Source organism: Micromonospora sp. NPDC047738 (assembly GCF_040642675.1).
Classification (GTDB): domain Bacteria; phylum Actinomycetota; class Actinomycetes; order Mycobacteriales; family Micromonosporaceae; genus Micromonospora.
Genome location: NZ_JBEYSO010000010.1, coordinates 105,256 through 120,320, shown reverse-complemented (window position 1 = coordinate 120,320; position 15,065 = coordinate 105,256). Strand labels below are relative to the sequence as shown.

At 74.7% G+C, this 15,065-nt stretch carries 12 protein-coding genes; 4 read left to right on the top strand and 8 right to left on the bottom strand.

Translation table 11 applies throughout. The features are described from left to right. Positions 1-173 precede the first annotated feature (173 nt). Together ABZ783_RS18510 and ABZ783_RS18505 are read left to right on the top strand one after the other, a co-directional pair. On the top strand, positions 174-2,699 hold the full coding sequence (locus tag ABZ783_RS18510; protein ID WP_357439513.1) for an FtsK/SpoIIIE domain-containing protein: 2,526 nt from the start codon (positions 174-176) through the stop codon (positions 2,697-2,699). Between the two features lie 85 nt (positions 2,700-2,784). After that, positions 2,785-3,465: a hypothetical protein gene (locus tag ABZ783_RS18505; RefSeq protein WP_357439733.1), complete on the top strand. Its 681-nt coding sequence runs from the start codon at positions 2,785-2,787 to the stop codon at positions 3,463-3,465. Positions 3,466-3,601: 136 nt separating this feature from the next. On the opposite strand, the gene folE is transcribed toward ABZ783_RS18505, so the two are convergent. From folE to ABZ783_RS18485, 4 genes are all read right to left on the bottom strand, one after another. After that, positions 3,602-4,267: a GTP cyclohydrolase I FolE gene (folE, locus tag ABZ783_RS18500; RefSeq protein ID WP_073837713.1), complete on the bottom strand. Its 666-nt coding sequence runs from the start codon at positions 4,265-4,267 to the stop codon at positions 3,602-3,604. Positions 4,268-4,302: 35 nt separating this feature from the next. Continuing rightward, entirely contained in the window at positions 4,303-6,309 is a 2,007-nt protein-coding gene (gene ftsH / locus ABZ783_RS18495; RefSeq protein ID WP_073837712.1) for an ATP-dependent zinc metalloprotease FtsH, read from the bottom strand. Positions 6,310-6,710: 401 nt separating this feature from the next. Next, positions 6,711-7,286, bottom strand: a complete 576-nt coding sequence (gene hpt, locus ABZ783_RS18490; protein WP_073837711.1) for a hypoxanthine phosphoribosyltransferase — start codon at positions 7,284-7,286, stop codon at positions 6,711-6,713. Between the two features lie 100 nt (positions 7,287-7,386). After that, positions 7,387-7,524: a hypothetical protein gene (locus ABZ783_RS18485; RefSeq protein WP_357439511.1), complete on the bottom strand. Its 138-nt coding sequence runs from the start codon at positions 7,522-7,524 to the stop codon at positions 7,387-7,389. Between the two features lie 150 nt (positions 7,525-7,674). Here ABZ783_RS18485 and ABZ783_RS18480 point away from each other — a divergent pair, with 150 nt between their 5' ends. Beyond that, on the top strand, positions 7,675-8,634 hold the full coding sequence (locus ABZ783_RS18480; protein WP_357439508.1) for a helix-turn-helix domain-containing protein: 960 nt from the start codon (positions 7,675-7,677) through the stop codon (positions 8,632-8,634). On the opposite strand, the gene ABZ783_RS18475 is transcribed toward ABZ783_RS18480, so the two are convergent. The 4 genes from ABZ783_RS18475 to dacB all read right to left on the bottom strand — a co-directional run bounded on the left by ABZ783_RS18475 (position 8,635) and on the right by dacB (position 14,112). Continuing rightward, complete coding sequence (locus ABZ783_RS18475) at positions 8,635-10,263, bottom strand: gamma-glutamyltransferase family protein (protein WP_357439507.1); 1,629 nt, start codon at positions 10,261-10,263, stop codon at positions 8,635-8,637. It abuts the gene before it with no gap. A 222-nt stretch (positions 10,264-10,485) separates the two neighbouring features. Next, on the bottom strand, positions 10,486-11,466 hold the full coding sequence (tilS, locus tag ABZ783_RS18470; protein WP_357439504.1) for a tRNA lysidine(34) synthetase TilS: 981 nt from the start codon (positions 11,464-11,466) through the stop codon (positions 10,486-10,488). A gap of 4 nt (positions 11,467-11,470) precedes the next feature. Further along, positions 11,471-12,538: a zinc-dependent metalloprotease gene (locus ABZ783_RS18465; RefSeq protein WP_357439501.1), complete on the bottom strand. Its 1,068-nt coding sequence runs from the start codon at positions 12,536-12,538 to the stop codon at positions 11,471-11,473. A 71-nt stretch (positions 12,539-12,609) separates the two neighbouring features. Then, positions 12,610-14,112 carry a D-alanyl-D-alanine carboxypeptidase/D-alanyl-D-alanine-endopeptidase gene (gene dacB, locus ABZ783_RS18460; RefSeq protein WP_357439728.1) on the bottom strand — a complete coding sequence of 501 codons (1,503 nt, stop codon included), beginning with the start codon at positions 14,110-14,112 and terminating at the stop codon, positions 12,610-12,612. A 438-nt stretch (positions 14,113-14,550) separates the two neighbouring features. Here dacB and ABZ783_RS18455 point away from each other — a divergent pair, with 438 nt between their 5' ends. Continuing rightward, a complete protein-coding gene (locus ABZ783_RS18455; RefSeq protein ID WP_357439498.1) occupies positions 14,551-15,054 on the top strand; it encodes an inorganic diphosphatase in 504 nt (167 codons plus the stop codon). Positions 15,055-15,065 lie beyond the last annotated feature (11 nt).

Here is a 15,065-nt window from a genome sequence, read left to right as displayed (position 1 = left end):
GGGCCGGCCGCCGCCGGCGTGGGCGCCCCCGGCGGCCCGGCCGGGCGGGATCGGGTGAGCCGGCTCACCACCACGGCAAAGACCGGCGCAGCGCCGACCGACATCCCGGAGGACGGCCCTCGGCTGGGATACCGTCACACCTCGGGGAGGAGATGTCGGCCTCGGGAAGAGAGGTGGACGCGGTGGCGAGTCCGAAGGCGCGAGCCGGTCGGGCCGCCGCGCTGCACCGGCGGGCCGAGGCCGCCGCGACCGCCGCCGCCGGCATCCTCGACGAGATCCGTCCGGCGCCCGCGGACCACCACCGGCAGTACGAGTTGGCGGAGCGGCTCCGGGCGGCGGCGGCCCTCGCCGCACCCGGCTGGGCCGGCGATCCGCTGGAGACCCTGGCCGTGGCCACCCCGCCCGGGGACCGCCCGCCACCCGTCGTCCGGGTCGGCACCGCCGCGCCACTGGACGACGCCCGGTTCCCCGCGCTGGTGCCGCTGTTCGGCAGTGGACATCTGAGCATTGACGCCGGCGCCGACGATCCGCGGGTGGCCGGCCTGCTCCGGGCCCTCCTGCTCCGGCTGTTCGCCGCGACGCCGGCCGGGGCCCTGCTGGCCCGCGCGGTCGACGGCACCGGTGCCGGGGCGACCTTCGCCGGGTTCGCGGCGCTCGCCGATGCCGGGCTGCTGCCCCCGCCGGCGACCGACGTGGCGGGACTCCGGGCGGTCCTCACCGAGGCCGAGCAGTGGGTGGCCGCGGGCACGGCCCGGCAGCGTGGGCACGACCGTACGTTGCTGCTGGCGGTGGCCGCGCTGCCCGACGGCACGGCCCCATCCGACCTCGCCCGGATCGGGGGGCTGGCCGCCCAGGGGCACCGGGCCGGGCTGCACCTGGTGGTGGCCGGCTGGCCGGCGGGGGACCCACTGCCGCAGGCCACCCCGCTGGCGGTGCGCACCGCGTACGCGTTGCTCGGCGATCCGCCGGGCGTGGGCTTCAGCAGCCCGGGCGCGGAGCCGCCCGGCGGGCTCAACTGCCCGGTCTTCGTGGCGGAGGACCCGCCGGAGGAACTGGTCGTCGGGGTCTGCCTGCGGCTGGCCCGGCAGATCGAGGACGGCAGCCGGCTCGCCCTGACCGACCTGCTCCCAGCGGGCGAACTGTGGACCGACCGCGCGGTCGACGGGCTGTCCACCATGGTCGGTGACGCCGCGGGGCGCCCGGTCAGCCTCGGCTTCACCGAGCTGACCCCGCACTGGCTGGTCAGCGGCCGTTCCGGGGCGGGGCGGTCGGCGTTCCTCACTAACGTGCTGTTCGGCTTGTCCGCCCGCTACGGCCCCGACGAACTGGCCCTCTACCTGGCCGATCTGGGCGACGGCGAGTCCTTCGTGGAGTTCCTCCAGACCGAGCGGGACCGCTCCTGGGTGCCGCAGGTCCGGGCCGCCGGAATGGCCGCCGACCGGGAGTACGTGGCGGACCTGCTCGGCGAACTGACGGCGGAGCTGCGTCGCCGGGAGGAGGCCGGCCGGCGAGCCGGCGGGCAGCGCTACCCGGAGCTGCGCCAGCACCAGGAGCTGCCCCGGATCGTCTGCGTGATCGACAACTTCCCGTTGCTGCTGCACGAGCGGGACCGGTTGGCCACCGACACCCTGGCCCGGCTGGACGCGCTGGCCCGCGCCGCCCGGGCGTACGGGATCCATCTGGTCCTGGCCGGCGAGGGCGACCTCGGCATCGGCGGCCCGCGCGACCCGCTGCTCGGCCAGTTCCCGGTCCGGGTGGCGCTGGCCGGCGGCTCGGCGGTGCTGGAGCCGACGAACGACGCGGCCGCCGGCCTGCCGGTGGGCAGCGCGGTGGTGAACACGGCCGGCGGGCTGGGCGGGCCGCGCGGGGCGACCCGGGGCCACGAGCGGATGATCCGGTTCCCGGACCCGCACGCGGACCTTGAGGTTCTCGCCGAGCTGCGGCACCGCCTCTGGTCGGCCCGACCCGAGAACACCACCCCGCCGGTGGTCTTCGCCGGGTACGCGCGCCCGCTGCTCGCCAACGACCCGCGCTACCGGGCCGCGCTGGCCGGTCGGGCGCACACACCGGCCGCGTTGCCGGGCCGGGCGGTGGATGTGCGCCGCTCGACGGTGGCCGTACCGCTCGGGCCGGCGGCCGGCCGGAACCTCGCCGTGCTGGGTCGGGACGAGGAGGCGGAACGGCTGCTGCTGACCGCCGCGAGGAGCGTGGCGGCACACCACGGCGCGGCCCGGTTCGTGTTGGCACCGCTGGCGCACGGGTCGGTCGAGCCGGCTGCGGCGCTCGCCGCCGAGCTGGCGGAGCGGCACGAGGTCGACACCGTCGACGTGGCCGGCCTGCGGGCGGCGATCGAGGCGGACGAGCCCGGCTACCTCGTGGTGTTCGGGTTGGACGTGCCGGGCGCGGCCGAGCTGCCGCCCGATCGGCTGCGGTTGCTGCTGCTGGAGGGGCCGCCAGCCGGGCGGCACCTGCTCGGCTGGTGGCGCTCGGTGGGGCCGCTGGTCGGGGTGCTCGGCCCGGAGGGCGAGGTGGACAAGCTCACCGCCGTGGTGGTGACCGACGTGCCGGGCAGCCGGCTGGAGCAGCTCTTCGACCGGCCTGTGCTGTGGCGGCCCCGGCCAGGGCGGGCGATGCTCTGGGACGGCCCGGGCGAGCAGGGGACGGTGCTGGTGCCGTTCGGGGAGGGGCCGCTGCCGTGAGCGCGGACGTTCGGCTCGGCAGCGTGGCGCGGCGCGCCGCCGGGGAGCGAAGCGAGGCGACGGCGTGAGCGAGACCGGCACGCCCGTGCCCACGCCCCGGTCCGGCGGACCGACGGCCGACGTCGACCCGGCCGAGGCGGCCTGGGCGGACTACGTCGCCGCCGCCCGGCAGCTCGACGGGGTACGCCGGGCGGCGGCGACCGCCGCCAGCGAGCAGGCCCGGTCGGTGGCGGCGGCCCGGGAGGAGCTGACCGCCGTCCGGGAGCGGCTGGCCCCGCAGCAGTCGCGGCTGCGGGAGCTGGGCGTACCGGCTATCTCGCTGGTGCCGACGCCGCCGGAGGTGACCGAGGCGGCCCGGTCGATGGCGGCCGGTCCGGCGGCGGTGCTGGCCGGCCTGCGGACCGCCCGTGGGTGGGCGGACGCCGCCGACGACACGCTTGCCGCGCGCGGCCTGCCCCGGCTGGCGCGCTGGCCGGCACGCCCCCGCAACCTGCTGGTGTACGGGCCGCTGGCGCTGATCGTCCCGCTGATCCAGGTGGTGCTCTTCCTCGCCACCGGCACCAGCCCGGCGAGCGTGCTGACGCTGGTGGTCGGGCTGCCGATGCCGGCGGTCGCGTTCATGGTGGGCTGGCTGGCGGTCGGGCGGCTGTTCCGGCCCCGCCCGACGGACCGGGTGGACCGCACCCCCCGGTTCGGCGCGTTGGTGTGCCTGGTCCCGGCGGTGCTGGCCAGCGCCGGGATCGTCCTGGCCATGCTGGCCGCCTGAGCGCGGCCGGCCGCCGGACGACGACGGGCGCTCCGCCGGCGGCCGCAGGAGGGCGGCGCATGCTCCGCGCAGTCGCCCTACGACGGCGGCCGCGCGCTCCGGGGCGGGAGCACGCGGCCGTCGGGATGTCGAGCGGTCAGCGGGGGATGATCAGGGACATCGCCTCGGCCCGGGACTTGGCGTCGTGCTGGAGGGTGCCCCGCACCGCCGAGGTGATCGTTTTGGCGCCGGATTTCTGGATGCCGCGCATCGCCATGCACATGTGCTCGCACTCGAGCACCACCACGACGCCGCGCGGGGCCAACCGGCTCATCAGCAGGTCGGCGATCTGCGAGGTGAGCCGCTCCTGCACCTGCGGTCGGCGGGCGAAGACCTCGACCAGCCGGGCCAGCTTGGACAGGCCGGTGATCCGGCCGTCCGGCCCGGGGATGTAGCCGATGTGCGCGCTGCCCCGGAACGGGAGCAGGTGGTGCTCGCAGAGGCTCATCACGTCGATGTCCCGGACGAGCACCAGCTCTTCGTGGTTGGCCTCGAAGGTGGTGCTGAGCACCTGCGCCGGATCGACCCGCAGGCCGGCGAAGAGCTCGGCGTACGCGCGGGCGACCCGGGCGGGCGTCTGCTGGAGGCCGTCCCGGTCCGGGTCCTCACCGACAGCGATGAGGATCTCCCGGACCGCCTTCTCGATCCGCGCGAGATCGATGGTCTCCTCCACCGGACGCCCGGTCAGCTTGCCGCTGATCAGGCGCGCGGCGACGTAGTCGAGGCCGTCCTCGCCATCGGGCTCGGTCGCGGAGACGGCCAGCTCCCGGTTAGGGGAGCTGGCCGTCGGGTCGGTGCTCAGTGGGTACCGTCCGAGTTGTTCGCGGACCCGCCGACCGAGGCGCCGTCGGCCTGGGCCTGCGCCTTCAGGGCCTCCTTCTCGGCGGGGGTGAGCACGGGCGGCTCGGTGGAGGGCTGGCGCTTGCCGAAGCCGTGGTACGGGGCCATCGGCGGGCGCTTCGCCACCCGGGCGCAGATCCGGGCCATGTCGGCCGTGGAGAGGGTCTCCTTCTCCATCAGCTCGAGCACGATGTTGTCCAGGACGTCCCGGTATTCCACCAGGATCTCCCAGGCCTCGTCGTGGGCCAGCTCGATCAGCGCCCGCATCTCGCCGTCGATCTCGGCGGCCACCGCGTCCGAGTAGTCCCGCTCGTGGCCCATGCTGCGGCCGAGGAACGGCTCGTCGCCGCTGGTGCCGTACTTGATCGCACCGAGCTTGGAGCTCATGCCGTACTGGGTGATCATCGCGCGGGCCAGTTGGGTGGCCTTCTCGATGTCGTTGCCGGCACCGGTGGTCGGCTCGTGGAAGACCAGCTCCTCGGCGGCCCGCCCGCCCAGCGCGTACGCCAGGGTGTCGACCATCTCGGCCCGGGTCTGGGTGTACTTGTCCTCGGTCGGCAGGACCAGGGTGTGGCCCAGCGACCGACCCCGGGACAGGATCGTCACCTTGTGCACCGGCGCGGCGTGCGGCAGCGCCCAGGCGACCAGCGCGTGCCCACCCTCGTGGTACGCGGTGATCTTCTTCTCCTGGTCGCTCATCACCCGGGTCCGGCGCTGCGGACCGGCGATCACCCGGTCGATCGACTCCTCCAGGGAGTCGTTGGTGATCGCCCGCTGGTTCTTGCGGGCGGTGAGCAGGGCGGCCTCATTGATCACGTTGGCCAGGTCGGCACCGCTGAAGCCGGGGGTACGCCGGGCGACCGAGTCGAGGTCGACGTCGGGCGTGAACGGCTTGCCCTTGGCGTGCACCCGCAGGATGGCCTTGCGGCCCTCCATGTCGGGGGCGTCGACCGGAATCTGCCGGTCGAAGCGGCCCGGGCGCAGCAGCGCCGGGTCGAGGATGTCCGGCCGGTTGGTGGCGGCGATCAGGATGACGCCGCCCTTGGTGTCGAAGCCGTCCATCTCGACCAGGAGCTGGTTGAGGGTCTGCTCCCGCTCGTCGTGGCCGCCGCCCATGCCGGCGCCACGGTGCCGGCCGACGGCGTCGATCTCGTCGACGAAGACGATCGCCGGCGCGTTCGACTTGGCCTGCTCGAAGAGGTCGCGGACCCGGCTGGCGCCGACACCGACGAACATCTCCACGAAGTCCGAGCCGGAGATGGAGTAGAAGGGCACCCCGGCCTCACCGGCCACCGCCCGGGCGAGCAGGGTCTTACCGGTACCGGGCGGGCCGAAGAGCAGCACGCCCTTGGGGATCTTGGCGCCCAGGGCCTGGTACTTCGCCGGGTTCTGCAGGAAGTCCTTGATCTCGTGCAGTTCCTCGACGGCCTCGTCCGCCCCGGCCACGTCCGCGAAGGTGGTCTTCGGCGTGTCCTTGGTGATCATCTTGGCCTTGGACTTGCCGAAGTTGAGCACCCGCGAGCCGCCGCCCTGCATCTGCGACATGAAGAACAGCAGCAGGAGCACCAGCAGGGCGATCGGTAGCAGGTTGACCAGCAGGCTCACCCAGATGCTGTCCGACGACACCTTGGTGTCGGCCGGACCGGTGATCTTGTTTTCGGACTTGGCCTTGAGGACCTCGTTCCAGACCTGGTTGCCCACCTCGTACGGGAACTGAGCCTGGATCTTGTCGGTGGTGGTGTCGTCGAACTTGGCCTTGTCCTTCAGGTCGAGCTGGAGCGTCTGCTCCTTGTCCTGGAAGACGACCTTCTCGATGCCGCCCTTGTTGAGCTGCTCGAGCGCGACCGACGTGTCCACCCGGTGGTAGCTGGGGCCAGCGGTGAACAGCTGACTGAGTACAACGGCGCCGAGGATGACCAGGATGATCCAGACCACCGGTCGGCGGAAGAAACGCGTACGTTCCATACTGTCGTCGGGCATCGAGACGCCCGCATCCTCCTGATCGACGTCCTGACCGTCTGAATGGTGTCGCCGCCTCGGGCGGCGGCCGCAGCCGCCGTGCGGGCCGGCCCCGACCCCGAGGCGCGCCTACTGCCGCGCCGCGGTCATTCGACGGTACACCGTTCGTGCCAGATGTGAGCTCGCGAGCCCGGCACTTACGCGTACGGCGAACCCGGGTTTGAGCCGGCGTGGCGGGGAGCTCCCCACCCGGCCCGCCCGACCGCCCGGTCACGCGGTTCGAGGGGTCGGGCATGGAGGGTGCCTCCACGTCACCGGCATCTACCGTAGACCGGATGGCTGAAAGCCCGCTGAACGTCCGCTTGACGTAACCAGAGTCTCCCCGGCCGGGTCCGGCCGGCGGGGGCTCAGGCCCGGGCGTACACCTCGGGCTTCAGGACGCCGACGTAGGGCAGCTCCCGGTACCGCTCGCCGAAGTCCAGGCCGTAGCCGACGACGAACTCGGTCGGGATGTCGAAGCCGACGTACTTGACCGGAACGGGCACCTTGACCGCGTCCGGCTTGCGGAACAGGGCGACCACCTCGACGCTGGCCGCAGAGCGGGACTCCAGGTAGCGCAGCAGCCAGGAGAGGGTCAGGCCGCTGTCGACGATGTCCTCGACCACCACCACGTGCCGGCCGGCGATGTCCCGGTCCAGGTCCTTGAGGATCCGGACCACGCCCGAGGAGGTGGTGCCCTGGCCGTACGAGGAGATGGCCATGAAGTCCAGCTCGGCGGGCGGGCCCTGGCGACCCAGCGCGCGGGCGAAGTCGGCCATGAACATGACCGCGCCCTTGAGCACGCAGACGAGCAGGAGACCGTCGTCGACGTGCGCGTAGTCCGCCGAGACCTGCTTGGCCAGTTCCGCGGTCTTCTCGCGGATCTGCGCCTCGGAGATGATCACGTGGTCGATGTCGGCGTCGTACCAGGAGCCGTCAGCCATGCTCCTAGCCTGCCGTACGCCGGTTCTCCTCCGTCGGCGGGGCCGCCCCTTTTGGCGCGGTCCCGCCGGGGGATTTTCGGTACGGGATGGGTAAATCACCTCAGCAGGTACGGGAGTTCCACCGGCGGCCGTCGTCGGTGGGCTTCCAGTCGGCCGAGTCCCGCGAGTCCGCGGTCAGCCCGGCGGCGCTCGCGACGACGAGGGCGAGCAGCAGGAGCAGGAGCAGCAGGACGGTCATGGCGGCGCTCGCTTTCATGTGGTTGATGTCGGTTTCGCCGCCGGTGCGCACCGGATGTAATCCAGTCTGCGCCCGGATTCCCGGCCCGGACAGCGGCAGGAATGCCACTGGGCATCGATTTCCTGCCACCTGTCGGGTTACCCTCGTCACATGCTCCGATCCGTGGCCGTCATCGCGCTCGACCAGGTCGCCGCGTTCGAACTCGGCGTCCTCGCCGAGGTGTTCGGCACCGACCGCACGGCCGACGGCTTCCCCGGCTACCGCTTCGACGTCTGCACCCTCGACGGCCGGCCGGTCCGCAGCCGCTCCGGCTTCCTGCTCACCCCGCACGCCGATCTGAGCCCGGTGGACGAGGCGGATCTGGTGGCCGTGCCGGCGCACGCCGAGGGGGCACCCGTCCCGGAGCCGGTCCTGGCCGCGCTGCGCCGGGCCGCCGACCGCGGCGCCTGGTTGCTCAGCGTCTGCTCCGGCGCGTACGTGCTGGGCGAGGCGGGGCTGCTCGACGGGCGGGACTGCACCACCCACTGGCGGCACGTGGACGACCTGCAACGCCGGTTCCCGGCGGCCCGGGTGCAGTGCAACTCCCTCTACGTCCAGGACGGGCGGCTGCTGACCAGCGCCGGCACCGCCGCCGGGATCGACGCCTGCCTGCACCTGGTCCGCCAGGAACACGGCTCGGCGACCGCCACCCGGCTGGCCCGGCGGATGGTCGTCCCCCCGCACCGCGACGGCGGCCAGTCCCAGTACGTCGAGGCACCGATCCCGAAGGCGCCGGAGGCACCCACCCTGGAACCGGTGCTGGAGTGGCTGATGGGCCACCTGGACCGGTCGGTGACCGTGGACGAGTTGGCCGCCCGGGCCGGCATGGCGCCGCGTACCTTCGCCCGCCGATTCCGCGCCGAGACCGGCACCACCCCGCACGACTGGCTCACCAACCAGCGGGTGCTGCTCGCCCGGCGGCTGCTCGAGGAGACCCGGCTGAGCGTGGACAGCGTCGCCGACCAGGCCGGCTTCGGCGACGCGGCGGCGCTGCGGCACCACTTCACCCGCCGGGTGGGCACCACCCCGCACGCCTACCGGACCACGTTCCGGGAACGGGTCGAGGCCTGATCACCAGCCCAGCATCGCGCCGTCGATTCGGGACTCGGACCCGGCGACGTACCCGCCGGACGGCGAGCGCCAAATCGCCTGGCCGTACCCGAAGACCGACGGCTCCGCCGCGACGGTGACCTCGTGCCCCCGGACCCGCAGGCCGGCGACCAGCTCCGGGTCGAGCGCCGGCTCGACCAGCAGGGTCCGCCCGGCGTGCCAGTACCAGCGCGGGGCGTCCAGGGCGGCCTGCGGGTCGCGCCCGTCGTCCAGGGTCGCGGAGACCAACTGCACGTGCCCCTGCGGCTGCATGTGCCCGCCCATCACGCCGAACGGGCCGACCGGGGCGCCGTCCCGGGTCAGGAAGCCCGGGATGATGGTGTGGAACGGGCGCTTCGCCGGACCCACCACGTTCGGGTGGTCGGGGTCGAGCCGGAAGCCGAGGCCCCGGTTCTGCAGCGCGAAGCCGTGCCCGGGCAGCACCACCTGCGAGCCGAAGGCCAGGTAGGTGGACTGGATCAGGCTGACCATCATGCCGCCGGCGTCCGCGGTGCAGAGGTAGACGGTGCCGCCGCGCTCCGGCTCGCCGGCCACCGGCTCGCCCGCGCGCCCGGTGACCAGCGCCCGGCGGGCCGCCGCGTACGCCGGGTCGAGCAGGGCCGCCGTGGGCACCTCCGCCCGTTCCGGGTCGGCGATGTACGCGTGCGCGTCGGCGAAGCCGAGCTTCACCGCCTCGATCTGCCAGTGCAGCCGTTCCTCCGGGCTCAGCGCGGCCAGGTCCACTCCGTCCAGGATGTCCAGCGCCAGCAGCGCCGCGATCCCCTGCCCGTTCGGCGGCAGCTCCCACACCTCGTGCCCGCGGTAGCGGACGCGCACCGGATCCACCCAGGTGGACCGGTGCCGGGCCAGATCGTCGCCGGTGACGAACCCGCCGGTCCGGGCCGCGTGCCCGTCGAGCGCCGCCGCGATCCGCCCCCGGTAGAAGTCCTCCGCACCGCTGTCGGCGATCCGCCGCAGCGTCCCGGCCGCGTCCGGGTTGCGCCACCGCTCCCCCGGTCGCGGCGCCCGGCCGCCCACGGTGAACACCCGGCGGAACTCGGCGTACTCCGCGCCCACCAGCCCGTTGTGGGCGGCGACGCCGCGCGCCCAGGTGGCGGCGGTGCCGGCGGCGACCGGGTAGCCGCGCTCGGCGTAGCCGATCCCGTCGGCGAAGAGGTCGGCGAAGGGCAGCGACCCGAACCGGTCGTGCAGGTCCCGCCAGCCGGCCGGCGCGCCCGGCACGGTCACCGGCAGCCAGCCCCGGGCCGGCATGGTCGGCCCGGCCGCCTGCGCGCCGCCGAGCGCGTCGACCGGTGGCGCGCCCCGCCGGTCGGTCGCGGCCAGCACCAGCTCCCGGGTCAGCGCCGCGGGTGACCGGCCGGAGGCGTTCAACCCGTGCAGCCGCTCGCCGTCCCAGACGATCGCGAACAGGTCGCCGCCGATGTCGTTCGACGGTGGCTGCACCACGGTCAGGGTGATCGCGGTGGCCAGCGCGGCGTCGACAGCGTTGCCGCCGCGCCGCAGCACGGCCAGGCCCGCGGCCGCCGCGAGCGGCTGGCTGGTCGCGACGGCACCGTTGGGGGCGAGCAGCGGCTGCCGGGGGTACGCCATCCGCCCTGTCTACCGCCTCCGGCGGCTCCCGGCGAGACCCCGGCCCCCTGATCACGCCACCTCGGCGATGTGGGGGCATCAGTGGCCGGCGGTCACCGCCACCTCGGCGATTTCGCGGTCCGCCTCTCCGCCTCGGCGACCTGGCGGCATCCCCCGTGCCAGGTCACCCCCAGCTCGGCGAACTGGCGGGCCGCGGGCACCCGGAGGCCGGCGGCCACCGGGTCAGGTGGTCAGGCGGCCGTCGCGGCGGACCACCGGCAGCCCACCGGGCAGGTGCACGGCGCCCTGTCCGTGCCAGTCGGTGACCAGGGCGTCCAGCGCGGCGACGTGCCGGTGCGACAGGGCGGCCGGAACGGCGCCCAACTCCCGGGCCCAGGCGTGCAGCACCCGGGTGCGGACCGCCGGCGGCAGCGCGGCCAGCGCCTCGACCGCGAGCCCGCCCCCGGCCGCCCGTACGTCGGCGAGCGCGGCGGCGGCGTGGGCGTCGAGGGCGGCGGCGTCGGCCGCCACCAGGCGGGCGGTCCGGGCCAGGTTGTCCACCACCCCCGGGCCGAGCGCGCGGACCAGCGCCGGCAGCACCTCGGCCCGGACCCGGGACCGGGCGTACGCCGGGTCGGTGTTGTGCGGATCGTCCCACGGGGTGAGCCCCAGCGCCGCGCACGCCTTGCGGGTGTCCTCCCGGGAGACGTCGAGCAGCGGACGCAGCAGCGGCACCCCGGCCAGCTCGCGGCGCTCCGGCATGCCGGCCAGGCCGCGCGGGCCCGCGCCCCGGGCCAGCGCGAGCAGCACCGTCTCGGCCTGGTCGTCGCGGGTGTGCCCGAGCAGCACCGCGACGGACCCGTGCCGCCGGCCGGCGGCGACCAGCGCCTCGTACCGGGCGTCGCGGGCGGCCGCCTCCGGGCCTCCGGTACGCCCGTCGACCCGCACCGGCACCGCCTCCACCGGATCCAGGCCCCGCTCGCGGGCCCAACCGGCCACCGCCTCGGCCCGCTCCGCGGAGCCGGGTTGCAGGCCGTGGTCGACGGTCACCAGGCCGGCGCGCCGGCCGAGGCGGGGCGCCACGAAGGCGGTGGCCGCGGCCAGCGCGAGCGAGTCGGCACCGCCGGAGCAGGCCACCAGCACCGGCCCGTCCCCGGGCAGCCCGGTCAACGCCCGGCGGACGGCGACCCGGACGGCGGCGACCGGCGGGGCGAGCGCGGCCACGGGCTCAGGAGGCGGCCGGGGTGGCGCCGGTCGGCCCGTGCACCCGGGCCACCCAGGCGTCCGGGTCGCCCAGCTCGTCCAGCCGGGGCAGGGTCAGCGGCGAATCGAAGATCTTGTTGAAGCCGGCCATGCCGACCCGGTCGACCACGCCGTGCACGAACTTGCGGCCCTCGGCGTACTGGCGCATCTTGACCTCGATGCCGAGCAGCCGGCGGATCGCCTTCTCCAGCGGGTTGCCCGACTCCCGGCGCCGGTTGAACGCCGCGCGGATCGACTCCACGCTCGGGATGACCTGCGGGCCGACGCCGTCCATGACGAACTCGGCGTGCCCCTCCAGCAGGGTCATCAGCGCGGTGAGCCGGTCGAGCACGGCCCGCTGCGCCGGGGTCTGCACGATGTCCAGCACGCTCGCCCGGCTGTCCGGGTCCTTCACCGCGTCGGAGAGCGTGGCGATCCCCCGGCGCAGCCGTTCCAGCAGGTGTTCGCCCGCCTGGGCGGCGTCCACGAACGCCTGCACCTCACTCAGGAAGTACGCGCGCATCCACGGCACGGCGGTGAACTGGGTCCGGTGGGTCACCTCGTGCAGGCAGACCCAGAGCCGGAAGTCCCGGGAGTCGGCCCCCAGCTTCCGCTCCACCTCGACGATGTTCGGCGCCACCAGCAGGAGCTGGCCGGGGTCGCCGGCGAAGACCTCGTACTGGCCGAGCACCCGGCCGGAGAGGTACGCCAGCACGGTCCCGGCCTGCACCCCGGTGAGCCGGGAGCCGATCGCCTCGGTCAGCGGCCCGGGGCGCTTGTCCCCGGAGAGGCGGTTCACCAGCGGGCTGATCACCTCGCGCAGCCCGGCGATGTTCGCGGCCGCCCAGTCCCGGCGGTCGACCACCCGTACGGGCGGGTGGGTGACCTGGGCCCGCAGGCCGGTGTAGTCGGCGACGTGCCCGGCCGCCTCCTCGGTCAGCCGTCGCAGCTCGCTGACCACGTCGGTGGCCTCGGCGTACGACACCCGGGGGCCCGACTTGCCCAGTGCCCCCGCGGTGGCGGCGGCCAGATCCCAGTCCACGAACTGCGCCATGAACCCACCGTACCCGCGCCGCGACACCCCGACCTGCGCTCGCGCCCGCCGATCGACGCCGGTCGCGCCGGTCAGCGGCAGCCGCAGCGGGCCAGCGCGGAGCTGATCCGGTCGAGGGCCTCCCGGGTCTCGTCGAGGCTGCCGGTGGTCCGGTCGGTGAGCACGGCGAAGGTGAGCAGCCGGTTGTCGGCGGTGGTGACCAGGCCGGCGATCGCGTTGACCCCGGTCAGCGTGCCGGTCTTGGCCCGGACCACGCCGGCCCCGGCCTTGGTCACCGACGCCTGGTAGCGGTCGCCGAGGGTGCCGGACCAGGCACCGACCGGCAGTCCGCCGAAGATCGCCGCCAGCTCGGGGTGGCTGCCGTTGCCGGCGAGGGTGATCAGGTCGGTGAGCAGCGACGGGCTGATCCGGTTGGTCCGGGACAGGCCGCTGCCGTCCGCCAGACTGATCTCGTCGGCCGGCAGGCCCAGCTCGCCGATCACCTGGTCGGTGGCGGCCGCGCCCCCGACGAACGACGCCGGCTGGCCCTTGGCGAGGGCCACCTGCCGGGCCAGGTACTCGGCGATCACGTTGTCGCTGTCGCTGATCATGATGTCGACCAGCCGGACCAGCGGCAACGACTCGACCTTGCCCAGCTCGGCGCCGGGCGCGGGCGCCGCCCCGGCCGAGGCGCCGGGGGCGCTGCCCCGCTTGACCTCCGCGGCGGCGCCGGAGAGCCCGAGCAGCTTCGCGAACTGCCGGCCGGCGGTCAGGTCCGGCTGGGGCACCCGCTCGGCCGCGCCGTGGCTGTCGTCGAAGTTCTTCCGGGCCTCCTCCGGGTCCTTCCGGGCGGCGTCCGTCGTCAGCGCGCTGATCGCCGCGCCGAACCCGCCGGTGGGGATGTCGTCGTCCCAGCCGGGCTCGTACACCGGGCCGCTGAACAGCGACGAGTCGACCGTGACCTTCGTCGGAGCGGTGCCGCCGAGCGCCTTGCGGACCTGGGCGGCGAGGTCGTCCAACCGCGCCGCGTTCGGGTAGAAGCCGTTCTTGTCGACCGCGAGGGTCGGGTCGCCGCCGCCCACCAGGACCACCTCGCCGGGGGCCGCGCCGGCCACCGCGCGGGTGGGGATCCGGTACGCCGGCCCCCGGGCGACCAGCACCGCGACGGCCGTCGCCAGCTTGGTCACCGACGCGGGAACGGTGGGGGTGTCCTGGCCGCGACCGTAGAGCTGCTGGCCGGTGGTCACGTCGGCCACCGACAGGTTCACCCGGTCACCGAGCGCCGCGGCGCCGACCAGCGGTTCGAGCGCGGCGCGTACCCCGTCGGGGGTCGGCTGTGGTGCGTTGGCGTCGAGGCCGGCCAGCACGGCCGGCGGGTCGGGCTCGGGTGGCTGGGCGCTCGCCCGGGGCGCGCCGGCCTCGCCGCCCAGCCAGCCGGCGAGCGGGCCGGGGCGGACCACGACCAGCCCAACGGCGGCCAGGGCGATCACCAGCACGGCGGCCAGCACCGTCAGCAGCCGGACCCGGCTCCGGCGTGGGGGCGGGGGCGGAACCGGTGCGGCACCGTACGGCGGGGCGGGCGGGCTCACCGGCATCCCAGCGGCCGGCGGGCTCACCGGCACCCCGCCCGGTGCGTCGTGCGTGGGCCAGTTCAGCGGGCCCGGGCCGTACTGCCCCGGGTCGGCCCGGCCCACCGGGTTGGCGCCGTACCCCTGCTGGTCGCGGCCGACGGAGGCGGACCCGGTCGCCCGCCCCGGGGTACGCGGAAGATGCGCGTCGGGGACCGGTACCCGGCCGGTGGCGCCGCCGGACCCGGAACCGCCGAAGTTCCGCCCGTCAACCCCTTCGGGGCGGTAGTGTGAATCTTCCCTCCCCACGACCCCCTCCTCCCCCGCTCAAAAGCACCCTGGGTGACACTACTTCGGTCCGAACACTATGCGGCGGCCGGAGCCGGCGGGGGTCATTCACCCTTCCCCGGGAGCGGCGCCACTGGTTTCCGTTAGCCAGCGTGGGCAAACGAGGGAGCGTGCGAGATGGATTTCGACGTCACGGTTGAGATCCCCAAGGGTCACCGCAACAAGTACGAGGTGGACCACGCGACCGGCCGGATCCGGCTGGACCGCACCCTCTTCACCTCCACGCAGTACCCGGCTGACTACGGCTTCATCGAGGGCACCCTGGGCGAGGACGGCGACCCGCTGGACGCGCTGGTGCTGGTCCCCGAGCCCACCTTCCCGGGCTGCCTGATCCGCTGCCGCACCATCGGCATGTTCCGGATGACGGACGAGAAGGGCGGCGACGACAAGGTCCTCTGCGTCCCCTACGAGGACCCGCGTCAGGAGCACCTGCGGGACATCCACCACCTGGGCGAGTTCGACCGGCTGGAGATCCAGCACTTCTTCGAGGTGTACAAGGACCTGGAGCCGGGCAAGTCGGTCGAGGGCGCGACCTGGGTGGGTCGTACCGAGGCCGAGGCCGAGATCCAGGCCTCGTACCAGCGCGCCAAGGAGGCCGCCGAGCGCGGCGAGCACCACTGATTTTCGGCGTC

Bases quoted from the DNA above. Each gene is read 5' to 3' on its own strand.
- ftsH (WP_073837712.1), bottom strand. From the start codon at position 6,309: ATGGAACGTACGCGTTTCTTCCGCCGACCGGTGGTCTGGATCATCCTG.
- hpt (WP_073837711.1), bottom strand. From the start codon at position 7,286: ATGGCTGACGGCTCCTGGTACGACGCCGACATCGACCACGTGATCATC.
- ABZ783_RS18485 (WP_357439511.1), bottom strand. From the start codon at position 7,524: ATGACCGTCCTGCTGCTCCTGCTCCTGCTGCTCGCCCTCGTCGTCGCG.
- ABZ783_RS18480 (WP_357439508.1), top strand. From the start codon at position 7,675: ATGCTCCGATCCGTGGCCGTCATCGCGCTCGACCAGGTCGCCGCGTTC.
- ABZ783_RS18475 (WP_357439507.1), bottom strand. From the start codon at position 10,263: ATGGCGTACCCCCGGCAGCCGCTGCTCGCCCCCAACGGTGCCGTCGCG.
- ABZ783_RS18465 (WP_357439501.1), bottom strand. From the start codon at position 12,538: ATGGCGCAGTTCGTGGACTGGGATCTGGCCGCCGCCACCGCGGGGGCA.
- dacB (WP_357439728.1), bottom strand. From the start codon at position 14,112: ATGCCGGTGAGCCCGCCCGCCCCGCCGTACGGTGCCGCACCGGTTCCG.
- ABZ783_RS18455 (WP_357439498.1), top strand. From the start codon at position 14,551: ATGGATTTCGACGTCACGGTTGAGATCCCCAAGGGTCACCGCAACAAG.